Here is a 17,081-nt window from a genome sequence, read left to right as displayed (position 1 = left end):
GGCCAGGTTCATTGCTGGCCTGGTCATGAACTTCAGGGATCGTGTCTTGGGACGCTAGGCCTGGGGCTTCAGCAGTTCGGCCATCACCGGCACAAGTGTTTCGCCGTCATAGGGCTTGCGCACCAGCGGCACGGAGCGGAACTCTTCCGGGAGCATCACCGTGTCGCCATAGCCGGAGGCGAAGACGAAGGGGATGTTGCGCCGCACCAGTTCGCGCGCCACCGGGATCGACGTCTCGTGTCCCAGGTTGACGTCAAGCACTGCAATGTCGGGCGAAGCGCCGGCAAGCTTGGCCAGCGCCTGAGCCGACGAACTGGCGACGATGACGCGGCCGGCGCCGTAGTCGGCGAGCGTCTCTTCCGCGTCCATGGCGATCAGCATCTGGTCCTCGACCAGCAGCACGAGCGGATCGGCCAACTGCGTCGCCTGTCCATCGGACGGTTTTGCCGCGGGGTCCGCCTGGCCGAAGGCGCGCTCGTCGATGATGACATGCTTGGCCGGCAGCACCATGCGCGCGCGTGCGCCCTCGACCGGGAACTCCACGCTGCTGCTGCCCGCCAGGTCGTAGGGTATCGAGCGGTCGATCAGCGTGCTGCCGAGGCCGCGCCGCGACGGCGCCCTGACCGGCGGCCCGCCGCTTTCGATCCAGTCGATGCTGCAGTCGCCGGCCGTGTCGAGCCGCCATTCGATGACCAGCCGTCCGGCATCGGCCGACAGCGCGCCGTACTTGGCGGCATTGGTCGCCAGCTCGTGCAGCACCAGCGCCATGACGGAAAAGGCGCGGCTGTCGAGGCGCACGGCCGGGCCGTCGATGGTAATGCTGCGCTGTCCGCCGCGATAGGGCATCACCTCGGCGCCGATCAGCTCGGCCAGCATGCCGCCGCCATCGCCGCGCACCACCTGGTCATGCGCCAGGGCAAGCGCCTGGATGCGTCCCTTGAGCGCCGTCACGTAGTCGGTGAGGCTGCGGCCTTCCTTGACCGGGTGCCCGACCAGCGACTTGATCACGGCGAGGATGTTCTTGACGCGGTGGTTCAGCTCGTCGTTCAGCACGCGCTGGCGCATGTCCGCCTTGGCGCGCTCGTCGGAGAGAAGCTCGTTGTGGCGCAGCACGATCTCGACGATCGCCCCGCGCGCGGCCTCGGCCGTCTCGAGGTCGGCCTCGTCCCACGGCTGCGCCTGGCGGTGCACGATTTCCTTCCAGATGGCAAAACTCGTGCGCGGCGTCAGCCGGTCGCCGAGCGGCCCGGTCGAGTAGGACTTCTCGGGATTGCCCGCCCAGTCCAGCGTCTGCACCATCTCGCGCCTGAAGAAGAGCAGGAAGTCGCGCGAGGTCTGCGACAGCGGGATGGCCAGCACGCCCGACACCTGGTCGGCATAGGCCTCGGCGCCCGGGTGCTCCTTCGCCAGTGCGTGGGTGGACCAGATCTGGCCCGCCGCGCGCGCGCCCACGACCTGCATCAGGGCCGGCATCTCCACCGGCGGCGGCACGAAGCCCTGGCCGTTCCAGCTGCCGTCGACCCACACGCCCACCCCGTCGCAGGGCATCAGCCCGGCGAACTCCGACAGGCTTTCGGTCAGCAGCTCCTGCACGTTTGCGTGGTGCGAGGTCAGCCGCATGAAACGCTCGAGCGCCCGGCGCGCCTCGAAGGCGGTGTCCAGCTTGCGCTTCTGCTTCAGGCCGTTCAGCTGCAGCGAGAAGAACTCGCCGAACATCTCGGCGGCAACGCGTTCGGCCATCGGCAGCGTGCGCAGCTGGTAGTGGTGGCAGGCGATCAGGCCCCACAGCTTGCCGTCGACAATCACCGAGATCGACATCGAGGCGGCGACGCCCATGTTGCGCAGGTATTCGAGATGCACCGGCGAAACGCTGCGCAGATGCGCGAAGGACAGGTCGAGCGGTTCGCCAGCCTTGTCGAGCACCGGCCGGATCGGCACGCGCTGGGCGGAGGCGTCGCCGATGATGCGGATGGTGTTCTGCAGGTAGAGTTCACGCGCCTGCCTGGGGATGTCGCTCGCCGGGAAATACTGGCCGAGGAAGCTTTCGAGGTCCTCGCGCCGGGACTCCGACACCACCTTGCCGGCGCCGTCCGCCTCGAAGCGGTAGATCATCACCCGGTCATAGCCGAGCAGGCCGCGCAGTAGCCGCGCCGACTGGGCGATCAGCCTGTCGACGCTGTCGATGCCGCGGACCCGGCTAATCAGGTTGCGCGCGAGCTGCAGCGGCCGGCCCTGCATGCCGGCCGGCTCGAACTCGATGATCGCGGTGCCCTTGTGGCGGTGCGCTGCGACGTTGAAGATGCCGCCGCCAGGCAGTTTCAGGTCGAACAGCAGGGCAGGGCGCGTCGCATCGGCCGCGGTGGTGAGCGCATTGCGCAGGTCGTGCGCGACACTGTCGCCGACCAGATCAGACAGCTGCCGGTTCTCGATCTCGCCATCGATGCCGAGCATGGCCGCCGCATTCTCCGAATGGCGCAGCACAGCGACAGCGTTGCCGTCGCAGGCCAGAAGCGCGCCATGCGCCTGGATCGAACCCGGAATGTGGATCGGCTCGCGGTCGCAATTGGTCAGGTCGGTTAGCGGCTCACTCATCGGCAAGGGCCCTGAAGGAGTCTTCGGCAAGGCCGAAGGCTGCGACGGCGGCAGCGCCTGCCGCCTCGATATCGAACGGCTGCAGAGCTTCCAGCCGCTCGGTGAAGGCGCGCCAGTTGTCGAGCGTCGCCGACTGCTCGGCAAGGTGGCGAGCGCCATGACTGGCGCCAAGACCGAGTTCGCGCGCGCGCCCGTAGAGCAGCCTGGCGCCCAGCGCCGAGCCTTCGATCACATAGGCGCAGCCGAAAAACGCCTCCGTCGTGCCGATCCGCATCGTCATGTCGGGGGCAACCATGTCAGACATTCCAAGGTCTGCCAAATCGGCCCGCAGTGCCGCGGAAATGCTTGTCGGGCGCCATCCTCCGGCGCGCTCGGCGAAGCCGCTGTCCCGGAGGCTGGGTTCGATGGCGAGGCGAAATCCGGCGATGCCGGCGAGGTAGCGCCGGTATTCGGCCATGCTGTGCAGCGGCCCGACCATGGCGTCGAGCGCGGCGTGCGCGGCGGAAGTGCTGTCTCTCAGGAGGAAGCGCCGTGTCTTTGTCTGTTCTCGCAAGCCTTGAGGCCCCGTATTCTTCCGATTCGACCACGGCACACGGCCAAGAGCCTTTCGGTTATAGACCCCAAACCGCCGAGTCCAGACCAGGTTCCCCGCTGATGTCCAGATTGCAAAGGCTGCTGGCCCTTATTCGGGCAGGCCGGCCAGGCGCAGTCCCTCGGCGAAGACGGCAACATCCTGTTCGCGGTGGATCGGCAGCCAGTCGCGGAGGGTCGAAGTCCTGAGCAACGGGTCGAGGACGCGCAGCTGCGCAACGGCGGGGAGAGCGCGCTCCATCCGGCCTGCCAGGGCATGGCCGGCGGCGATCACACCGGTCGACAACAGGAAGCTCGGCAGGTCGCGGTAGGATTTCTCGGCCCATTCGGTCGCCTCGTCATAACGTCCGGCGAAGAGATGCGCCGCCGCCATGCCGCCCTGCATGCGGTAGAGCTCCGGATCGAGCGGGCTCAGCCGCATGGCGCGCTCGAAATGCCTTATCGCGCTGTCCGGTTCGCCGACCCAGGTTCTGAGGAAGCCGCCGAGGAACCAGGCCGCCGCCAGGTTCGGATTGAGCACCAGCGCCCTGTCGAGCCAGGCGATCCCCGAATGCAGGTCGCGGGCGAGGTGGCCGAGCACATGGCCCGCCCGCGTCATCGCCACCGCGTCGTCGCGGCCGAGGTCGAGCGCCAGCCGCGCCAGCCTGATGCCTTCGGCGATCTCGCTGTCCGGATCGGCCAGCCAGCCGTTCACCTTCAGCCAGAACAGGCACCACGCTCCCATGGCATGGGCGGAGGCGAAGTTCGGGTCCAGTTCGGTCGCCTTGCAGAACAACGCCATCGCCTCGGTCGTCGATGCGCGGTCGCCGCGGTGCTGGTTGGCGATGCCGCGCAGATAGTAGTCGTAGGCGTGCATGCTTTCCGTCGGGGTCCGCTTGGCGCGCTCGATCTCGGCGCGTTCGAGTTGCGGCGCGATGGCGCCGGAGACGCTCTCGGCGATCTGGTCCTGCAGCGCGAAGATGTCGTCGAGCGCCTCCTCGAAGCGCTCGGCCCAGAGCTGCCTGCCGGTCGCCGCGTCGATCAGCTGCCCGGTGATGCGCACCCGGTTGGCCGCCTTCCTCACGCTGCCTTCGAGCACGTAGCGGACGCCGAGTTCGCGGCCCGCTTGGCGCACGTCGACCGAGCGTCCCTTGTAGGCGAAGCTCGAGTTGCGCGCGATGACGAAGAGCCAGCGATTGCGCGAGAAGGCGGTGATGATGTCCTCGACCACGCCGTCGACGAAATAATCCTCGGCCGGGTCGCCGCTGAGATTGAGGAAGGGCAGCACACAGATCGACGGCCGGTCGTCGGGCGGCAACGGGTCGCCGCGCGGCTCGGCGGCCACGGCCGAACCGGGCTCCAGCATGGCGGCGTCCGGATCGGGTCCGACGACGTTGCCGACGAAGCGGAAACCCTTGCGGGCGATGGTGCGGATCAGGCGCTGCTCGCGGCCGGTGTCGCCGATTGCCCGGCGCGCCGCGTTGATGTGGCTGGTCAGCGTCGATTCCGAGACGATGCGGCCCTGCCAGACCGTGTCGAGCAGCGCATCCTTGCTGACCACGTGCTCGCGGTTCTGCAGCAGGTGCACGAGAAGGTCGAAGACCTGCGGCCCGACCTGCACCGGCTCGGCGCCGCGCACAAGTTCGCGCCGGTCATTGTCCAGCAGGCAGTCTTCGAACTGGAAACGCACCCCTGGTGCTCCCGTGGCTGCTGCGCTTCGGAAAGTCCTGAACAGCGCAGCTTGTCTCGCGCCAGGCTAACACGGCGCTGCGTGTGATTTATCGCGATAGCACGGCCGCTTCAAGCAATCGGCAAGACGCCATGTCGCTTGGACGGATTTTCAGGCAAGGCTGCGCCGAAATCCAAGATCGCCACAAGGTCTTTGCGCCGCCGGGCTGCCACTCTCTCCACACCGATCGCGACACCGCGGTTGCAGCCAGATGGAGAGAGAAATGAAGTTCGTCGTCATCGGAGGCACTGGCCTCATCGGATCGAATGTCGTCAACCTGCTGCGCGAGGCCGGCCATTCGGTGCTCGCCGCCTCGCCCAATTCGGGCGTCAACACCATCACCCGCGAGGGCCTCGCCCAGGCGCTCGTCGGCGCCAACGTCGTCGTTGACGTCGCCAACTCGCCCGACTTCTCGGACAAGGCGGTGATGGAGTTCTTCGAGACCTCGGGCCGCAACCTGCTCGCCGCCGAAAAGGTGGCCGGGGTGCGGCATCATCTTGCCCTGTCGGTCGTCGGTGCCGACCGGCTGCCCGACAGCGGCTACCTGCGCGCCAAGGTGGCGCAGGAAAACCTCATCAAGGCGTCGGGCGTCCCCTACACGATCCTGCGTTCGACGCAGTTCTTCGAATTCGCCGACGGCATCGTCAAGACGGCAGCCGACGGCGACGTCATCCGCCTCTCGCCCGCCCTGCTGCAGCCGATTGCTGCCAACGACGTCGCGGCGGTGCTTGCCGAACTGGCGCTCGGCAAGCCGCTCAACGGCACCGTCGAGGTTGCCGGGCCCAAGCCGATCCCGCTCGACAAGTTCGCCGGCACCTTCCTCGCCGCCCGCAAGGACCCGCGCAAGGTGACCGCCGACACGCACGCCCGCTACTTCGGCGCCGAGCTCGACGACCGCTCGCTGACGCCGGGCGACAATCCGCGCCTCGGCGCCACCCGCTTCGAGGACTGGCTGAAGCAGGCTCCGGCCCCGCACTGAGTTCCCGGAAGCCTTCCAAGCCATGGCATCGGCTCGCCCCCCCCTCGCAGCCCTTGCCGGATCGCCGGCCGTCCCCTCCGGCCGGCGATCTTCCCTTCCCGAACGCTACTGGAGCCAGGATCATGATCAGGACCATATTCCGCGCGGCCGCACTCGCTGCCCTTCTCGCCACCGGCGCATCGGCGAACGACTATTTCGGCGACAAGGTGACGCTGGTTTACGACCACCCGCTGCCCAACGTGCCGGGCAAGAGCCTGCGCGGCGTGCTCGTCGAGTACGAGCCCGGCGGCACCTCGTCCGGCCACACCCACCCGAACTCGGCCTTCATCTGGGCCACCGTGCTGGAAGGCGCGATCCGCAGCCAGGTCAATGGCGGGCCGGTCACCACCTACAGCGCCGGCGAGAGCTTCTCGGAATATCCGGGCGACCGCCACGGCGTCAGCGAGAACGCCAGCAAGACCGAGCCCGCGCGCCTGCTCGCCGTGTTCGTCGTCGATACCGGCGAGACCGAACTGACGACACCCTTCGACGAGTGAACCGCCGTCCGCCCGGCGCCGTCCCGGCTGCCCGCTGGCGACGGATCCGGCGGGGCCAATCGTACAAGGACCGAGACCATGTTTGTCGAAAACCTCTACCCCGTCACCTCGTCGCGCCTGGCCGTCGTCGGCTCCGACGCCACGCTGCAGACGGCGGCGGCGCTGCTGTCGCGCTCCGACGTCGGGCTGCTGGTCGTCTGCAGCCACCGGGGCTGCGCCGAGGGCGTGCTCAGCAAGTCGGACCTGGTGCGGCTCTTTGCCGGTTCTGCCTCGGCGGACTCGCCGGTCTCGCATGCCATGAGCCGCGAGATCGTCACCTGCCGGCCGCAGGACGAGATCCACGCCGCCTGGCAGGTGATGACGGCGCGCGACCTGCAGAACCTGCCCGTCGTCGATGCCGAGAACGGCCCGATCGGCATCCTCAATATCCGCGACGCGATGAATGCGCTGTTCGCGCAGGAGGAGATGCAGGAACGCATGCTCGCCAACTACGTCAACGGCTGCGGCTACCGCTAGCGCAGCCACTGCTCGCGATCCTCACCCCCACCCAGGAGCGATGCCATGAAACTCTACTATACGCCGCTCGCCTGCAGCCTCGCCGACCACATTGCGCTCAACGAGGCCGGTGCCGCCTTCGAGCGCGAGAGCGTCGACCTCGTCACCAAGAAGACGGCGTCAGGCGGAGACTTTCGCGCCGTGACCCCGAAGGGCTACGTGCCCGCCCTGGTGCTCGATGACGGCGAGGTCATTACCGAGAACATTGCCATCCTCGACTGGCTGGCCGGTGAGTTTCCTGTGCTTGGCCAGCCTGGCCGTCTCGGCCGCACCCGGGTGCTTGAGGCGCTGACCTTCATCTCGACCGAAATCCACCGCGCCTTCAAGCCGATGTGGCACGCCGGCAGCGAGACGCAGAAGGCGCGCGCGCGCGCAACGATTTCCGGCCTGTTCGAGGAGGTGTCCGGCTGGCCGCAGGGCGACTACCTGTTCGGCGACCGGCCGGGCGTCGCCGACTTCTACCTGTTCGTCATGCTGCTGTGGGCGCGCCGCTTCGGCATCGAACTGCCGGCGTCGCTTGCCGCATTGCGCCGCCGCATGGCCGCCCGTCCGACCGTGCAGGCCGCCATGCGCCACGAGGGCCTGCTTTCACTGATCGAGAATGACATCGGCATCAGCGTTTCCGAGGAGAAGCATTATGCCCAGTTTGGTTGATAGCGTCGTCATCGTCACCGGCGGGAGTTCGGGTATCGGCCGCGCCGCCGCGCTCGACCTCGCCGGCAGGGGAGCGAAGGTGCTGGTCACCGGCCGCCGTCCGGCGCCGCTCGAGGAAGTCGCCGCACTCAGCCCCAACATAGCGGGCTTCGTTGCCGACACGGCAAAGCCCGAGGACGCTCGTCGCACCGTCGAACACACCATTGATCTCTGGGGCCGGCTCGACTGCCTCGTCAACAATGCCGGCGCGGGCGCGCTCATGTCGCTGGAGGAGGCGACAGCCGATAGGATCGACAGCATCTTCGCCGTCAATGTCGTCGGCCCGAGCCTGCTTGCAGCCGCCGCCCTGCCGCATCTGGCGGCATCGCGCGGCGCGATCGTCAACGTGTCGAGCACCTTCGGCCACAAGCCGGCGGCGGGCCTGTCGCACTACGCCGCAAGCAAGGCCGCGCTAGAACACCTGACCCGTTGCTGGGCGCTCGAATTTGCGCCGCGCGGCGTGCGCGTCAATGCAGTGGCCGCTGGACCGACCGAGTCGGGCGCGCTGACCGGCATGATGGGCCTGTCGCCCGAAGAAGCCGCGGCGATCGAGAGGGCCGAGCGCGAGCAGATCCCGCTCGGCCGGCGCGGAAAGCCGGACGACGTCGCCCGCTGGATCGTCGCGCTTGCCGACCCGGCCACCGAATGGGTCACCGGCCAGGTGATCGCCATAGACGGCGGCCTTGCGCTGACCTGACCCGCTTCCTTCAACCCCAGATGGGAACTCTGCCATGGACATGACCGCCACCCACATGATCGCCGGCGTCTCGGTACCCGACACGCCGCTTGTCGCCCGCGCGCTGGAGTACGCACGCGCGACAAGCGAGCCCTATCTCTACAACCACGTCGTCCGCTCCTGGCTGTTCGCGGTGCGGCTCGGCCAGATTCGCGCCATCGACTGCGACGCGGAGGTGCTTGCCGTCGGCACGCTGCTGCACGACGTCACGCTCAACGAGCGTTTTGCCGGACCGCGCCGCTTCGAGGTCGAAGGCGCCGACCTAGCGCGCAAATTCGCGCGTGAAAATGGGGTCGGGGAGCGCCGGGCGCAACTGATCTGGGACAGCGTCGCCCTCAACTCCACCCCTTCTATCGGCCTCTACAAGGAGGCCGAGGTGGCGCTCTGCACCGCCGGCATCTGCCTCGATGTCATCGGCTTGAGCTACAGCGACATCCCGCCGGCCGAGATCGCGGCCATCGTCGAGGCCTTCCCGCGCCTCGGCATGAAGAAGAAGATGACGCGCTGTTTCTGCCACATCGCCGAAACGGTGCCCGGCACCACCTACGACAATTTCGTGCGCGATTTCGGCGATCGATTCGTGCCGGGCTATCACGTCCCGTCCTCGGTCGAATTCGTCGCGGACGCGCCCTTCGACGGCTAGCCCCAGTCCCGTACGGCCAGCCTCAGCGGCCGGCCGGTCGATAGGTGGCGGGCGATTTGTGGTAGGCCGTCTCGCAGCGCTCGGAGCAGAACCACGGGCCCTCGTCGGGCGCGCGGCGGTAGGGCGCATAGGGCGCGTGCATCTTGCAGACCGGGTCGATCCAGGACGGGTCGGCCGCCGGCGCCAGCTCGATCGCGAAGAGCGGCATCTCGCCGGCCACCGAGCGCAGCGCCGTCATGCCGAGGTCGCGCACCAGAATGCCCCGTGACGACGCCGCGTCGGCAACCGGCTGGGTGGCGATCAGCTGGCCGGGCGCGGCGATGGCCGCAATGCGCGCCGCGACGTTGACCGTGGAGCCGAACAGGTCGCTGCCCCTGCGCACGACCGGGCCGTGGTTGACGCCGGCGCGGACCAGCGGCAGCCGTGCTTCGCTGCGACAGGCCGGCAGCAGTTTCCCCAGGGCCTCGATGGCCGTTTCCGGGGCAGGGAAGGCCAGCATCGCCTCGTCGCCGATCCACTTGATCGGTGGTTCGTAGTCGCTCAGCGCGTCGCGTACCATTGCCTCGAAGATGTCGAGCACGGCGAGGGCCGAGGCGTCGCCATAGACGTCGGCAATCGCGCTGAAACCGGCAATGTCGACGAAGGCGACCGTAGCCGGCGGACTGGAAGCGATTTCGGGTGGGCGCGTGGCCATGGGCATGCGCGATTGATACTCCAATGCAGGAGCGTCCGGTAGCGGGCGTTTTGGCCCCGGGGCGCCGTCCTGCGCGCAGCGACGATGCCCCTGTATGTGCGCCTCGGCTGTGCTATGGCTGGTCACTCCACAGTACCGGTCCCGATGATCAATATCTTCGTCCACGAGAACAACCAGCGCACGATCCGCCGGCTGGCCAAAGCCGGCGGCGCCTTCGCCAATCTGCGGCCGGTCATCTACCAGGACGTGTTTCGCACGCTGTCCGTGCCCGTCGGCACAGCGATCTTCACCGATCTCGAGTTCCTGAGCCCGCTCGAACGCGAGGTCGCGGCCAGTATGGCTCTGACCATCGGTCAGGCCGTGCCCGGCACGCGGGTGCTCAACCATCCGGCGCATGCCTGCGAGCGCTACGAGCTGTTGCGGCGCATGCAGCTCAAGGGCGCCTCGCCGGTCACGGTGCTGCGCGTCGACAGCGGGGACATGCCCGAAAAATACCCCGTCTTCATCCGCTCCGAAGACGGCTGCGCGGGCCCGGAGACCGGCCTCATCGAAAATGCCGAGCGCTATGTCGAGGCGGTCGCCGCGCTGAAGCGCAGCGGCAAGCCGGCCAAGGGCCGCATCGCGCTCTCCTACGAGGCGGTGCCCCAGCCCGACGGCTATTTCCGCAAATACGGCGTCTTCCGCGTTGGCGACCACGTCATCCCGCAGCACATCCTCTACAATCGCGACTGGGTGGTGAAATCCAACGAACTCGGCCGCCAGCCGGAGCTCGTCGCCGAGGAACTCGCCTACATGCGCGAAAACCCGCACAGGGAGCTCGTCATGGACGCCTTCGACACGGGCGAGCTGCAGTTCGGACGTGCCGACTTCGGCTTCATGGACGGCCGCTTCGTGCTCTACGAGATCAACACCAACCCGACCTTCCCGCGCTTCCGCGGTGGCTCGCCCGAGCGCGCGGAGCGGCGCGACCTGATCCGCGAGCTGCTTCGCCAGGCCTTCGCCTCCATCGACGATGGCGTGGCGGCCAGGCGGCCGGTCCGCTTCATGCCGCTGCAGCCCTACCGGCGCTTCCTGGAGACGCGTTCCTGGGGATTGCTGCGACGCTGGATCTGGCTCACGAGAGCCTTTCTCTTGCGCCGCCGCCATGATCGGGGTGATGCCAAGTTGCTGCCGCAGGTCGACAGTTCCTCGGAGCAACCATGATGCCAGTGTCGCCACGCTCGGCGGCCGCCGACACGCCCTCCCTGCTCGATCCGCAGACCTATGGCGAGGACCTGCAGGGCAATCTCGACCGGGCGCTGGCGCTGGCGCCCGTGCATTGCCCGGGCTGCGCCGACTATCACATTCGAGTCGCGGCGCACCGCGCCGCCGGCGCGCAACTCGGCATCGATGCCGACCGGCCGCAGCTTGTCGTCGCTATTGCCGAAACCGCCGGCCGGCTCCTGTCGGCACGCACCGGCAAGCTCGACATCGTCATCGCCGGGTCGGCCGACACCGGCATCCTGTCGACCGTCGCCCATGCCATTGCGACGCTCGGCCCGGATGCGCTTTCGCGCTGCCGATTCACCGTGCTCGACCTCTGCCCGACGCCGCTCATGCTGTGCGAGGATTTCGCCCGCGCGCACGGGCTCGACTTCAGTTGGGCGACTTGCGACCTGACCGACCCGGCGCGCGACTTTCGGGCCGACATCGTGGTGCTGCACAGCGTCTTCCGCTTCATCGACCGCGCCCGCCAGCCGGCCGTGCTGGAGCGGCTCGCCGCGTGGATCAGGCCGGGCGGCGCGATGATCTTCTCCAACCGGATCAAGACCAGGAGTGGCGAGGAGACGGCAGCCGATCTGGCCAAGCGGCGGTCCGCCAACGAGCGCTTCGCAGCGCTGGCGGCGGAGGGCCCGCTGACGGATGCCGATCGAACCGCAGTGTTGGCCCGGCTGGATCGAGCACTCGATGCCGACGAAAGCCGCAGCGGCGAGTTCCGCAACGTCGGCGAACTGCGGCAGCTTCTCGAAGGCTCCAGTCTTGCCCTGCGTGGCATCGACGAGGTCGCCAACGAGATCGGTGGCAACGGCCAGCCGACCTACTCGCGCCGTCGTGTGCTCGCCGTGCTGGAGAAGAGCTGAAGCGCTCCGCGCCTCGCCCTACAGGAAGCCGTCGAGATAGCCGAAGCTGAGCGGCCTGCCCAGCAGCCCGCCGACCAGCAGGGCCTGCAGCAGCGCCACGAGAAGCAGCACCGCGGGAAGCCAGACCCAGCGGCTGGCAAATGTCTTGCGCGCGAGCAGCAGGAACCCCAGCGAGGCCGGGATTAGCCCGGCGACCGGTACCGCGGCAAGGTAGAGGAAGAGTGCGGCGCCGACCGTCGGCGAGATGGCCGGAGAAGCCGCCGGCGCCTCCCGCCAGACCCGCCATGCCGCGAAGCACGCGGCGCCCGTCATGACGGCCGCGGCCATCACCGGCGCGATCCATGCGGTGGCCTTGTAGCCGCCGGCGACCGCCATCGCGGCGAGGCCGAGCAGGGCCATAAAGGCGAGCATCGCCAGCGCCACCGGCCGCGAGCGCTTGGCCGGCGTTGCCGAAGCGCCTTCCTTGGGCCGGCGCAGGCGCCACAGCACCAGCAGCAAGGCGCCGCCAAGCAGCAGCACGCCGGGCCTCAGCATGGCTGCCGGGCCGAAGATCTGCAGCGTCTTGGCGAGCGAGGTCTCGACCAACGGCCCCATGACGAAACCGAGCAGGAAGGGCGCGCGGGGCAGGCCGGCCAGATAAAGCGCGACGCCGAGCGCGCCGCCCGCCGCGAATTGCGGCAGCGCCAGCGGGCTCGACGAGGAGCCCAGCGCGGCCGTCACCACGGCGACGAGCGCGAAGGCGGCGATCGAGGCCGGCCTGAGCGTGGTCCAGCGGATCAGGAAGGGAACGACCAGCAGGAAGAGCGGGATGGTCAGCAGGTTGGCGAGGATGACCGTCCAGCCGAACGCCAGGGCCGTCGGCAGCCCGGTGGTCAGAAGCTGCGGCCCGACATCGACGCCCAGCATGGCGAAGCCGCCGAGCAGGATCGCCATCGCCGAGCTGCCCGGAATGCCGAAGAACACCGTCGGGATCAGCGCGCCGCCTTCCTTAGCATTGTTGGCGGCTTCCGGCGCCACCACTCCGGCGATCGCGCCCTCGCCGAAGGGCGTGCCGGTCGTGCCGCGCGCGGCGGCGTCGGCATATGCAATCCACACCGCCACGCTCGAGCCCGCGCCCGGCATCATGCCGATGACGATGCCGATCACGGTGCTGCGCAGCATCACCATGCGGTGTCGGAACGCCTCGGCCATGCCCGCAAGCATGCGCGGCAGCTCGGCCGATCCCGGCGTCAGCCCGGTCCGCGGCGCTGAGACCACCAGCGACAGCATCTCGGGAATGACGAACAGGCCGCCGATTATCGATATGGTCTCCAGCCCGTCCCACAGTTCCAGCTGCCCGAAGGTGAAGCGCTGCTCGGCCGTCAGCGCATCGAGCCCGACGGTGGAGGCGAGTACGCCGAGGGCGGCGACCGCCAGGCCGGCGCTCGGCTGGCGGTCGGACAGCGCCGAGACGAGCGCCAGGCCGAGCAGTGAGAGCACGAGGAATTCCGGCGCGCCGATGCTGGATATGACCGGCCGCACCACCGGCACGGCGGCGATGAAGACGACGGCGCCGAGCACGCCGCCGACGGCCGAGGCCGACAGGCTGGCGCCGAGCGCCTCGGCGCCCTTGCCCTTGCGCTGCAGTTGGAAGCCGTCCACCGCCGTCGCGGCTTCGGAGGCGGAGGTCGGCAGGCCGTAGGCGATCGGCATGATCGAGCCCGAGGTATGCACCACCGCGTGCAGGGCGACGAGGAAGATCGCGCCGCCGAACTGGCCGAATACAAGCGCCAGAGGCAGGGCGAGCAGCAGGCCGATGCGGCCGCCGATGCCGGGCACCACGCCGGCCAGGAAACCGGCGGCGACGCCGAGCAGCAGGGCCGCCAGCAGCGTCGGGTCAAGCAGGAACTGCAAGGATTGCAGCATGTCGGGGGCGACCTCGTCGGTTGCCGCGTTGGAATGGGCGGGCCGGACAGGCTTCTAGCAGGAAGTCTCGCCCGCCGCATGGCGTCGGCCGCAGGAAAGCGCCGCCGCCAGTGCGGCGCGCAACTCGTCCTTGCGGCCGAGGAGGGATTTCACACGGCGCTGCACCTCGGCGCCCCCGAGCGGGTCGATGGCGAGATCCTGCGCCTTTGCTTCGGCGAGAAAGTCCGGGCTTGCGACCACGATGTCGAAGGCCCGGCGCAGCGCGGCCAGGTCGTCCTCGCCGATCGCCGGGGGTGCTGCGATCCAGCGGCCGAGCGTGTTGGACAGGTCGATCAGCTCGACCAGCGTGGCGCTGCCTTCCGGCGCGATGTCTCTGAGCAGCGGCGCGTCGGCCGGCACCGAGGGGTTGGGAACATCGTTCAGCCGCAGCAGCACCACGGCTTCGCCCCGCTCCAGCATCTTCTTCTGGCTCGGGAAGGAGCCGAGGATGACCTGCGCCTCGCCGCTCAGCATGGCCAGCGCGCGCTGCCCGCCGTCGTAGCCCGGCACCGGCTTGATCGGCAGGCCGAGCATGGCGTTGAGCATGAAGCTTTCCGCGGCGCTGCGCGAAACGATGGTGCTCGCCGGGAAGATCGCCGGCTCGCTGCGTTCCTTCATCTGCTTGATCGTCTCGATGCCGCTCTGCCTGCTGGCGATCAGGATGCGCTCGTCGACCGCCATCTTGCCGATCCAGTTGAACGCGGCGAGGCTGACCGGAACGGCGGCCTCGGATTCGATCTCGGCATAGAGCATGGCCGTCTCGAACAGGCCGACCGTCAGTTCGTCGGGACCGGCCTCGGCGATGCGCTTGGCGGCCAGCCGGCCGTCGGCCTCCGGCACGACCTCGACAACCACGCTCGTCCCCGGCAAGGCCAGAGCGAGATGTTTGGCGAAGAGCCGCGCATAGGCCTCGTAGCCGCCCGATCCCTCGTTGCCGATCAGGAAGGAAATCTTGCGGCCGGCGAGTTCTGCCCGGGCGATCGAGGGTGCGGCAAGCGCACCGGCCGCGACGCACAGGAAGCCGCGCCGCGACAGTTCCGGGTCATGCTTGGCTTGGTGGGTCAACTCGTTGCTCCCGGGATAAGGCAAGTCACGTCTCCGGATGACACGATACGCATCGCTGCGCGGCGGTCGATGGCCGGCGGGGGCTTTTGCACAGGCAGGATGCAGCGTGACCGGATGGGTCAGGCTGGTTTGAGTCGCCTGCAGTTTTGCCAAAATAAAATTGTTTTGTTCAAAACTAACCCAGAAATCAGATATATAAATCAGTCTTATTTATATCGATTAGTCTTGTACTTTAGGACAATATTGCCGTCAAATCCGAGGAACGGGGTTCGAGTAACAAATCGTTAACCCAGAATCGTCTGGATTAGCTCAGTTGAAATGGAGCTTTTCAGATGATGCGTGGCCTTCGTTCTGTCGCTTTGCTGCCTCTTGTTTCCTGCGGCGTCGTAGTTTCTTCCCCCAGCGTTCCCACGGCGAATGCGCAAGAATCCGTTGTTAGCGCCTGTTCCGGGGTCAGTCTTCCCCGCTCCGTCGTTACCGACATCATGACGCCGGTCATCGAGGGCGTGGTCGTGCCGGTCGAAGGCGTCGTCAATCCGCTGCTCTCGGCGGTCGACCTGCTATCGGTGCTGCCGCTTCCGGCACCGCTCAGCATCGATGCCTCGGGACTCCTGGCCGGCGCGGCGTCGGGCGACCCGATCACGCTCTCGGTGCTCGACGTGAACGGCGTGGTCGCCGGCCCGGGCGACGATTGCGTCGCGACATCGGATTCCATCGCGCTCGACGAGGAAAAGGGCGTCTCCGTCGGCGGCAACCGGATCACCGGGCTCGGCGCCAACGGCCAGGAGGCCGATGCCGGCGAGATCGACTCCATCGCCATCGGCAACGGCGCGACCACATCGGCGGGTGCCGCCGGTGCCATCGCCATGGGGCAGGGCTCGTCGGTGCTCGGCGCGGCGACCGGTTCGCTGGCGCTCGGGCAGGGCGCCAGTGCCGCGCACGCCAACAGCATCGCGCTCGGCGCCAATTCGACGACAACCGGCTCGTTTGGCGATCCGGCCTACAACCCTGGCACCGATCCGATCGCCGGCGCCATTGCGGCCGGCGAAGTCTCGATCGGCAACGGCACGGAATTTCGCCGCATCACCAACCTCGCCGCCGGCTCGGCAGACACGGACGCCGCCAATATCGGTCAGCTGAAGGCGGTCGACGACAGGATCACCGATCTCGGCGACTGGGTGCTGCGCTACGACACGGTGGCCAAGGATGTCGCAACCCTGGAGGGCGCGTCGGGTACGCGGATCAGCAACCTATCCGCCGGCACGGTCTCGTCGATCTCCAGCGACGCCGTCAACGGATCGCAGCTCTACGGCGTGTCGCAGAGCATCGCCAATCATCTCGGCGGCACCGCGACGGTCGAGATCGACGGCACCGTGACCGGCCCAACCTACCTCATCGAGGGGGCGAACTACACGACGATCTACGAGGCCTTCGAGGCCGTCGATACGGGGCTCGGCGACGTCAACGTGCGCATCGACAACATCGACACCACCATCAACGAGGTCAGCGACCGTGCGGTGCGCTACGACGGCGCCGAAGGCGCTCCCAAGGATGTCATCACGCTGGAGGGAGCTTCCGGCAGCCTGATTACCAATCTGCGCCCCGGCCTCATCGACGCCACCTCGACCGACGCGGTCAATGGCTCGCAGTTGCACGACACCAATGTCGAACTGGCGGCGCTCCGGGATCACGCGGTGCTCTACGATCTCGACGGCGATGGCAACAAGACCAATGTGGTCACGCTGCTGGGCGGCGACCCCTCCACCCCCATCATCGTCAAGAATGTCGATGCCGGCGTCGACCAGACCGACGCGGTCAACGTCGCCCAGCTCGAAGAGGGCATGAACACTACGTTGAATACGGCGAATACTTACGCAGACACGCTCGCCTTCAACGTCAACAGCGAGGTCATCAATACAGCTGTCGACATCTCCAACTCCTACACCGACTACCGGGTCGGCCAGATGGAACAGCAGATCGGCGACGTGCGCAGCGAGGCGCGCCAGGCGGCCGCCATCGGGCTTGCGGCCTCCTCGATCCGCTACGACAGCACGCCCGGCAAGCTCAGCATCGGCATGGGTGCCGGCTACTGGCGCGGCGAGGGCGCGGCCGCCTTCGGTGCCGGCTACATGAGCGAAACCGGCAGGGTGCGCGCCAACGTCGCAACCACCGTTGCCGACGGCAACTGGGGCGGCGGCGCCGGCGTCAGCGTGACCCTGAACTGA

Annotated in this window: 15 protein-coding genes; 9 read left to right on the top strand and 6 right to left on the bottom strand. The window is 68.0% G+C overall.

Going from position 1 to position 17,081, the window contains the following annotated elements:
* Positions 1-54: 54 nt before the first annotated feature.
* The 3 genes from ACT2BZ_RS01495 to ACT2BZ_RS01485 form a co-directional block, all read right to left on the bottom strand.
* Positions 55-2,592, bottom strand: a complete 2,538-nt coding sequence (locus ACT2BZ_RS01495) for an HWE histidine kinase domain-containing protein (RefSeq protein WP_457938771.1) — start codon at positions 2,590-2,592, stop codon at positions 55-57.
* Positions 2,585-3,145 carry a biliverdin-producing heme oxygenase gene (locus tag ACT2BZ_RS01490; RefSeq protein WP_457938770.1) on the bottom strand — a complete coding sequence of 187 codons (561 nt, stop codon included), beginning with the start codon at positions 3,143-3,145 and terminating at the stop codon, positions 2,585-2,587. The genes ACT2BZ_RS01495 and ACT2BZ_RS01490 overlap by 8 nt, the downstream gene beginning before the upstream one ends.
* Positions 3,146-3,274: 129 nt before the next feature.
* Positions 3,275-4,852 carry a winged helix-turn-helix domain-containing tetratricopeptide repeat protein gene (locus tag ACT2BZ_RS01485; RefSeq protein WP_457938768.1) on the bottom strand — a complete coding sequence of 526 codons (1,578 nt, stop codon included), beginning with the start codon at positions 4,850-4,852 and terminating at the stop codon, positions 3,275-3,277.
* A 262-nt stretch (positions 4,853-5,114) separates the two neighbouring features.
* Here ACT2BZ_RS01485 and ACT2BZ_RS01480 point away from each other — a divergent pair, with 262 nt between their 5' ends.
* From ACT2BZ_RS01480 to ACT2BZ_RS01455, 6 genes are all read left to right on the top strand, one after another.
* On the top strand, positions 5,115-5,870 hold the full coding sequence (locus tag ACT2BZ_RS01480; protein WP_457938767.1) for an SDR family oxidoreductase: 756 nt from the start codon (positions 5,115-5,117) through the stop codon (positions 5,868-5,870).
* A 122-nt stretch (positions 5,871-5,992) separates the two neighbouring features.
* Positions 5,993-6,406 (top strand): cupin domain-containing protein, encoded by a 414-nt coding sequence (locus tag ACT2BZ_RS01475; RefSeq protein ID WP_457938766.1) that lies wholly within the window; start codon positions 5,993-5,995, stop codon positions 6,404-6,406.
* Between the two features lie 78 nt (positions 6,407-6,484).
* Positions 6,485-6,922: a CBS domain-containing protein gene (locus ACT2BZ_RS01470; protein ID WP_457938764.1), complete on the top strand. Its 438-nt coding sequence runs from the start codon at positions 6,485-6,487 to the stop codon at positions 6,920-6,922.
* A gap of 45 nt (positions 6,923-6,967) precedes the next feature.
* Positions 6,968-7,615, top strand: coding sequence for a glutathione S-transferase N-terminal domain-containing protein (locus ACT2BZ_RS01465; protein ID WP_457938763.1), 648 nt, complete (start codon positions 6,968-6,970; stop codon positions 7,613-7,615).
* Positions 7,599-8,351: an SDR family NAD(P)-dependent oxidoreductase gene (locus tag ACT2BZ_RS01460; protein ID WP_457938762.1), complete on the top strand. Its 753-nt coding sequence runs from the start codon at positions 7,599-7,601 to the stop codon at positions 8,349-8,351. The genes ACT2BZ_RS01465 and ACT2BZ_RS01460 overlap by 17 nt, the downstream gene beginning before the upstream one ends.
* Before the next feature lie 34 nt (positions 8,352-8,385).
* Entirely contained in the window at positions 8,386-9,033 is a 648-nt protein-coding gene (locus ACT2BZ_RS01455) for an HD domain-containing protein (protein ID WP_457938761.1), read from the top strand.
* Positions 9,034-9,055: 22 nt separating this feature from the next.
* Here ACT2BZ_RS01455 and ACT2BZ_RS01450 read toward each other — a convergent pair whose 3' ends face one another.
* On the bottom strand, positions 9,056-9,733 hold the full coding sequence (locus tag ACT2BZ_RS01450) for an adenylate/guanylate cyclase domain-containing protein (RefSeq protein ID WP_457938759.1): 678 nt from the start codon (positions 9,731-9,733) through the stop codon (positions 9,056-9,058).
* A gap of 138 nt (positions 9,734-9,871) precedes the next feature.
* On the opposite strand from ACT2BZ_RS01450, the gene ACT2BZ_RS01445 reads away from it, so the two are divergent.
* Together ACT2BZ_RS01445 and ACT2BZ_RS01440 are read left to right on the top strand one after the other, a co-directional pair.
* On the top strand, positions 9,872-10,930 hold the full coding sequence (locus tag ACT2BZ_RS01445; RefSeq protein WP_457938758.1) for a hypothetical protein: 1,059 nt from the start codon (positions 9,872-9,874) through the stop codon (positions 10,928-10,930).
* Positions 10,927-11,847, top strand: coding sequence for a methyltransferase domain-containing protein (locus ACT2BZ_RS01440; protein WP_457938757.1), 921 nt, complete (start codon positions 10,927-10,929; stop codon positions 11,845-11,847). The genes ACT2BZ_RS01445 and ACT2BZ_RS01440 overlap by 4 nt, the downstream gene beginning before the upstream one ends.
* 18 nt (positions 11,848-11,865) lie before the next feature.
* On the opposite strand, the gene ACT2BZ_RS01435 is transcribed toward ACT2BZ_RS01440, so the two are convergent.
* A complete protein-coding gene (locus tag ACT2BZ_RS01435; protein ID WP_457938756.1) occupies positions 11,866-13,752 on the bottom strand; it encodes a tripartite tricarboxylate transporter permease in 1,887 nt (628 codons plus the stop codon).
* A 54-nt stretch (positions 13,753-13,806) separates the two neighbouring features.
* A complete protein-coding gene (locus ACT2BZ_RS01430) occupies positions 13,807-14,856 on the bottom strand; it encodes a Bug family tripartite tricarboxylate transporter substrate binding protein (protein WP_457938755.1) in 1,050 nt (349 codons plus the stop codon).
* 485 nt (positions 14,857-15,341) lie between these two features.
* Here ACT2BZ_RS01430 and ACT2BZ_RS01425 point away from each other — a divergent pair, with 485 nt between their 5' ends.
* Positions 15,342-17,081 (top strand): YadA-like family protein, encoded by a 1,740-nt coding sequence (locus ACT2BZ_RS01425; protein ID WP_457938754.1) that lies wholly within the window; start codon positions 15,342-15,344, stop codon positions 17,079-17,081.

The sequence above is a fragment of the Mesorhizobium sp. 10J20-29 genome, from assembly GCF_054130485.1.
This window is presented reverse-complemented; position numbering and strand designations above follow the sequence as displayed.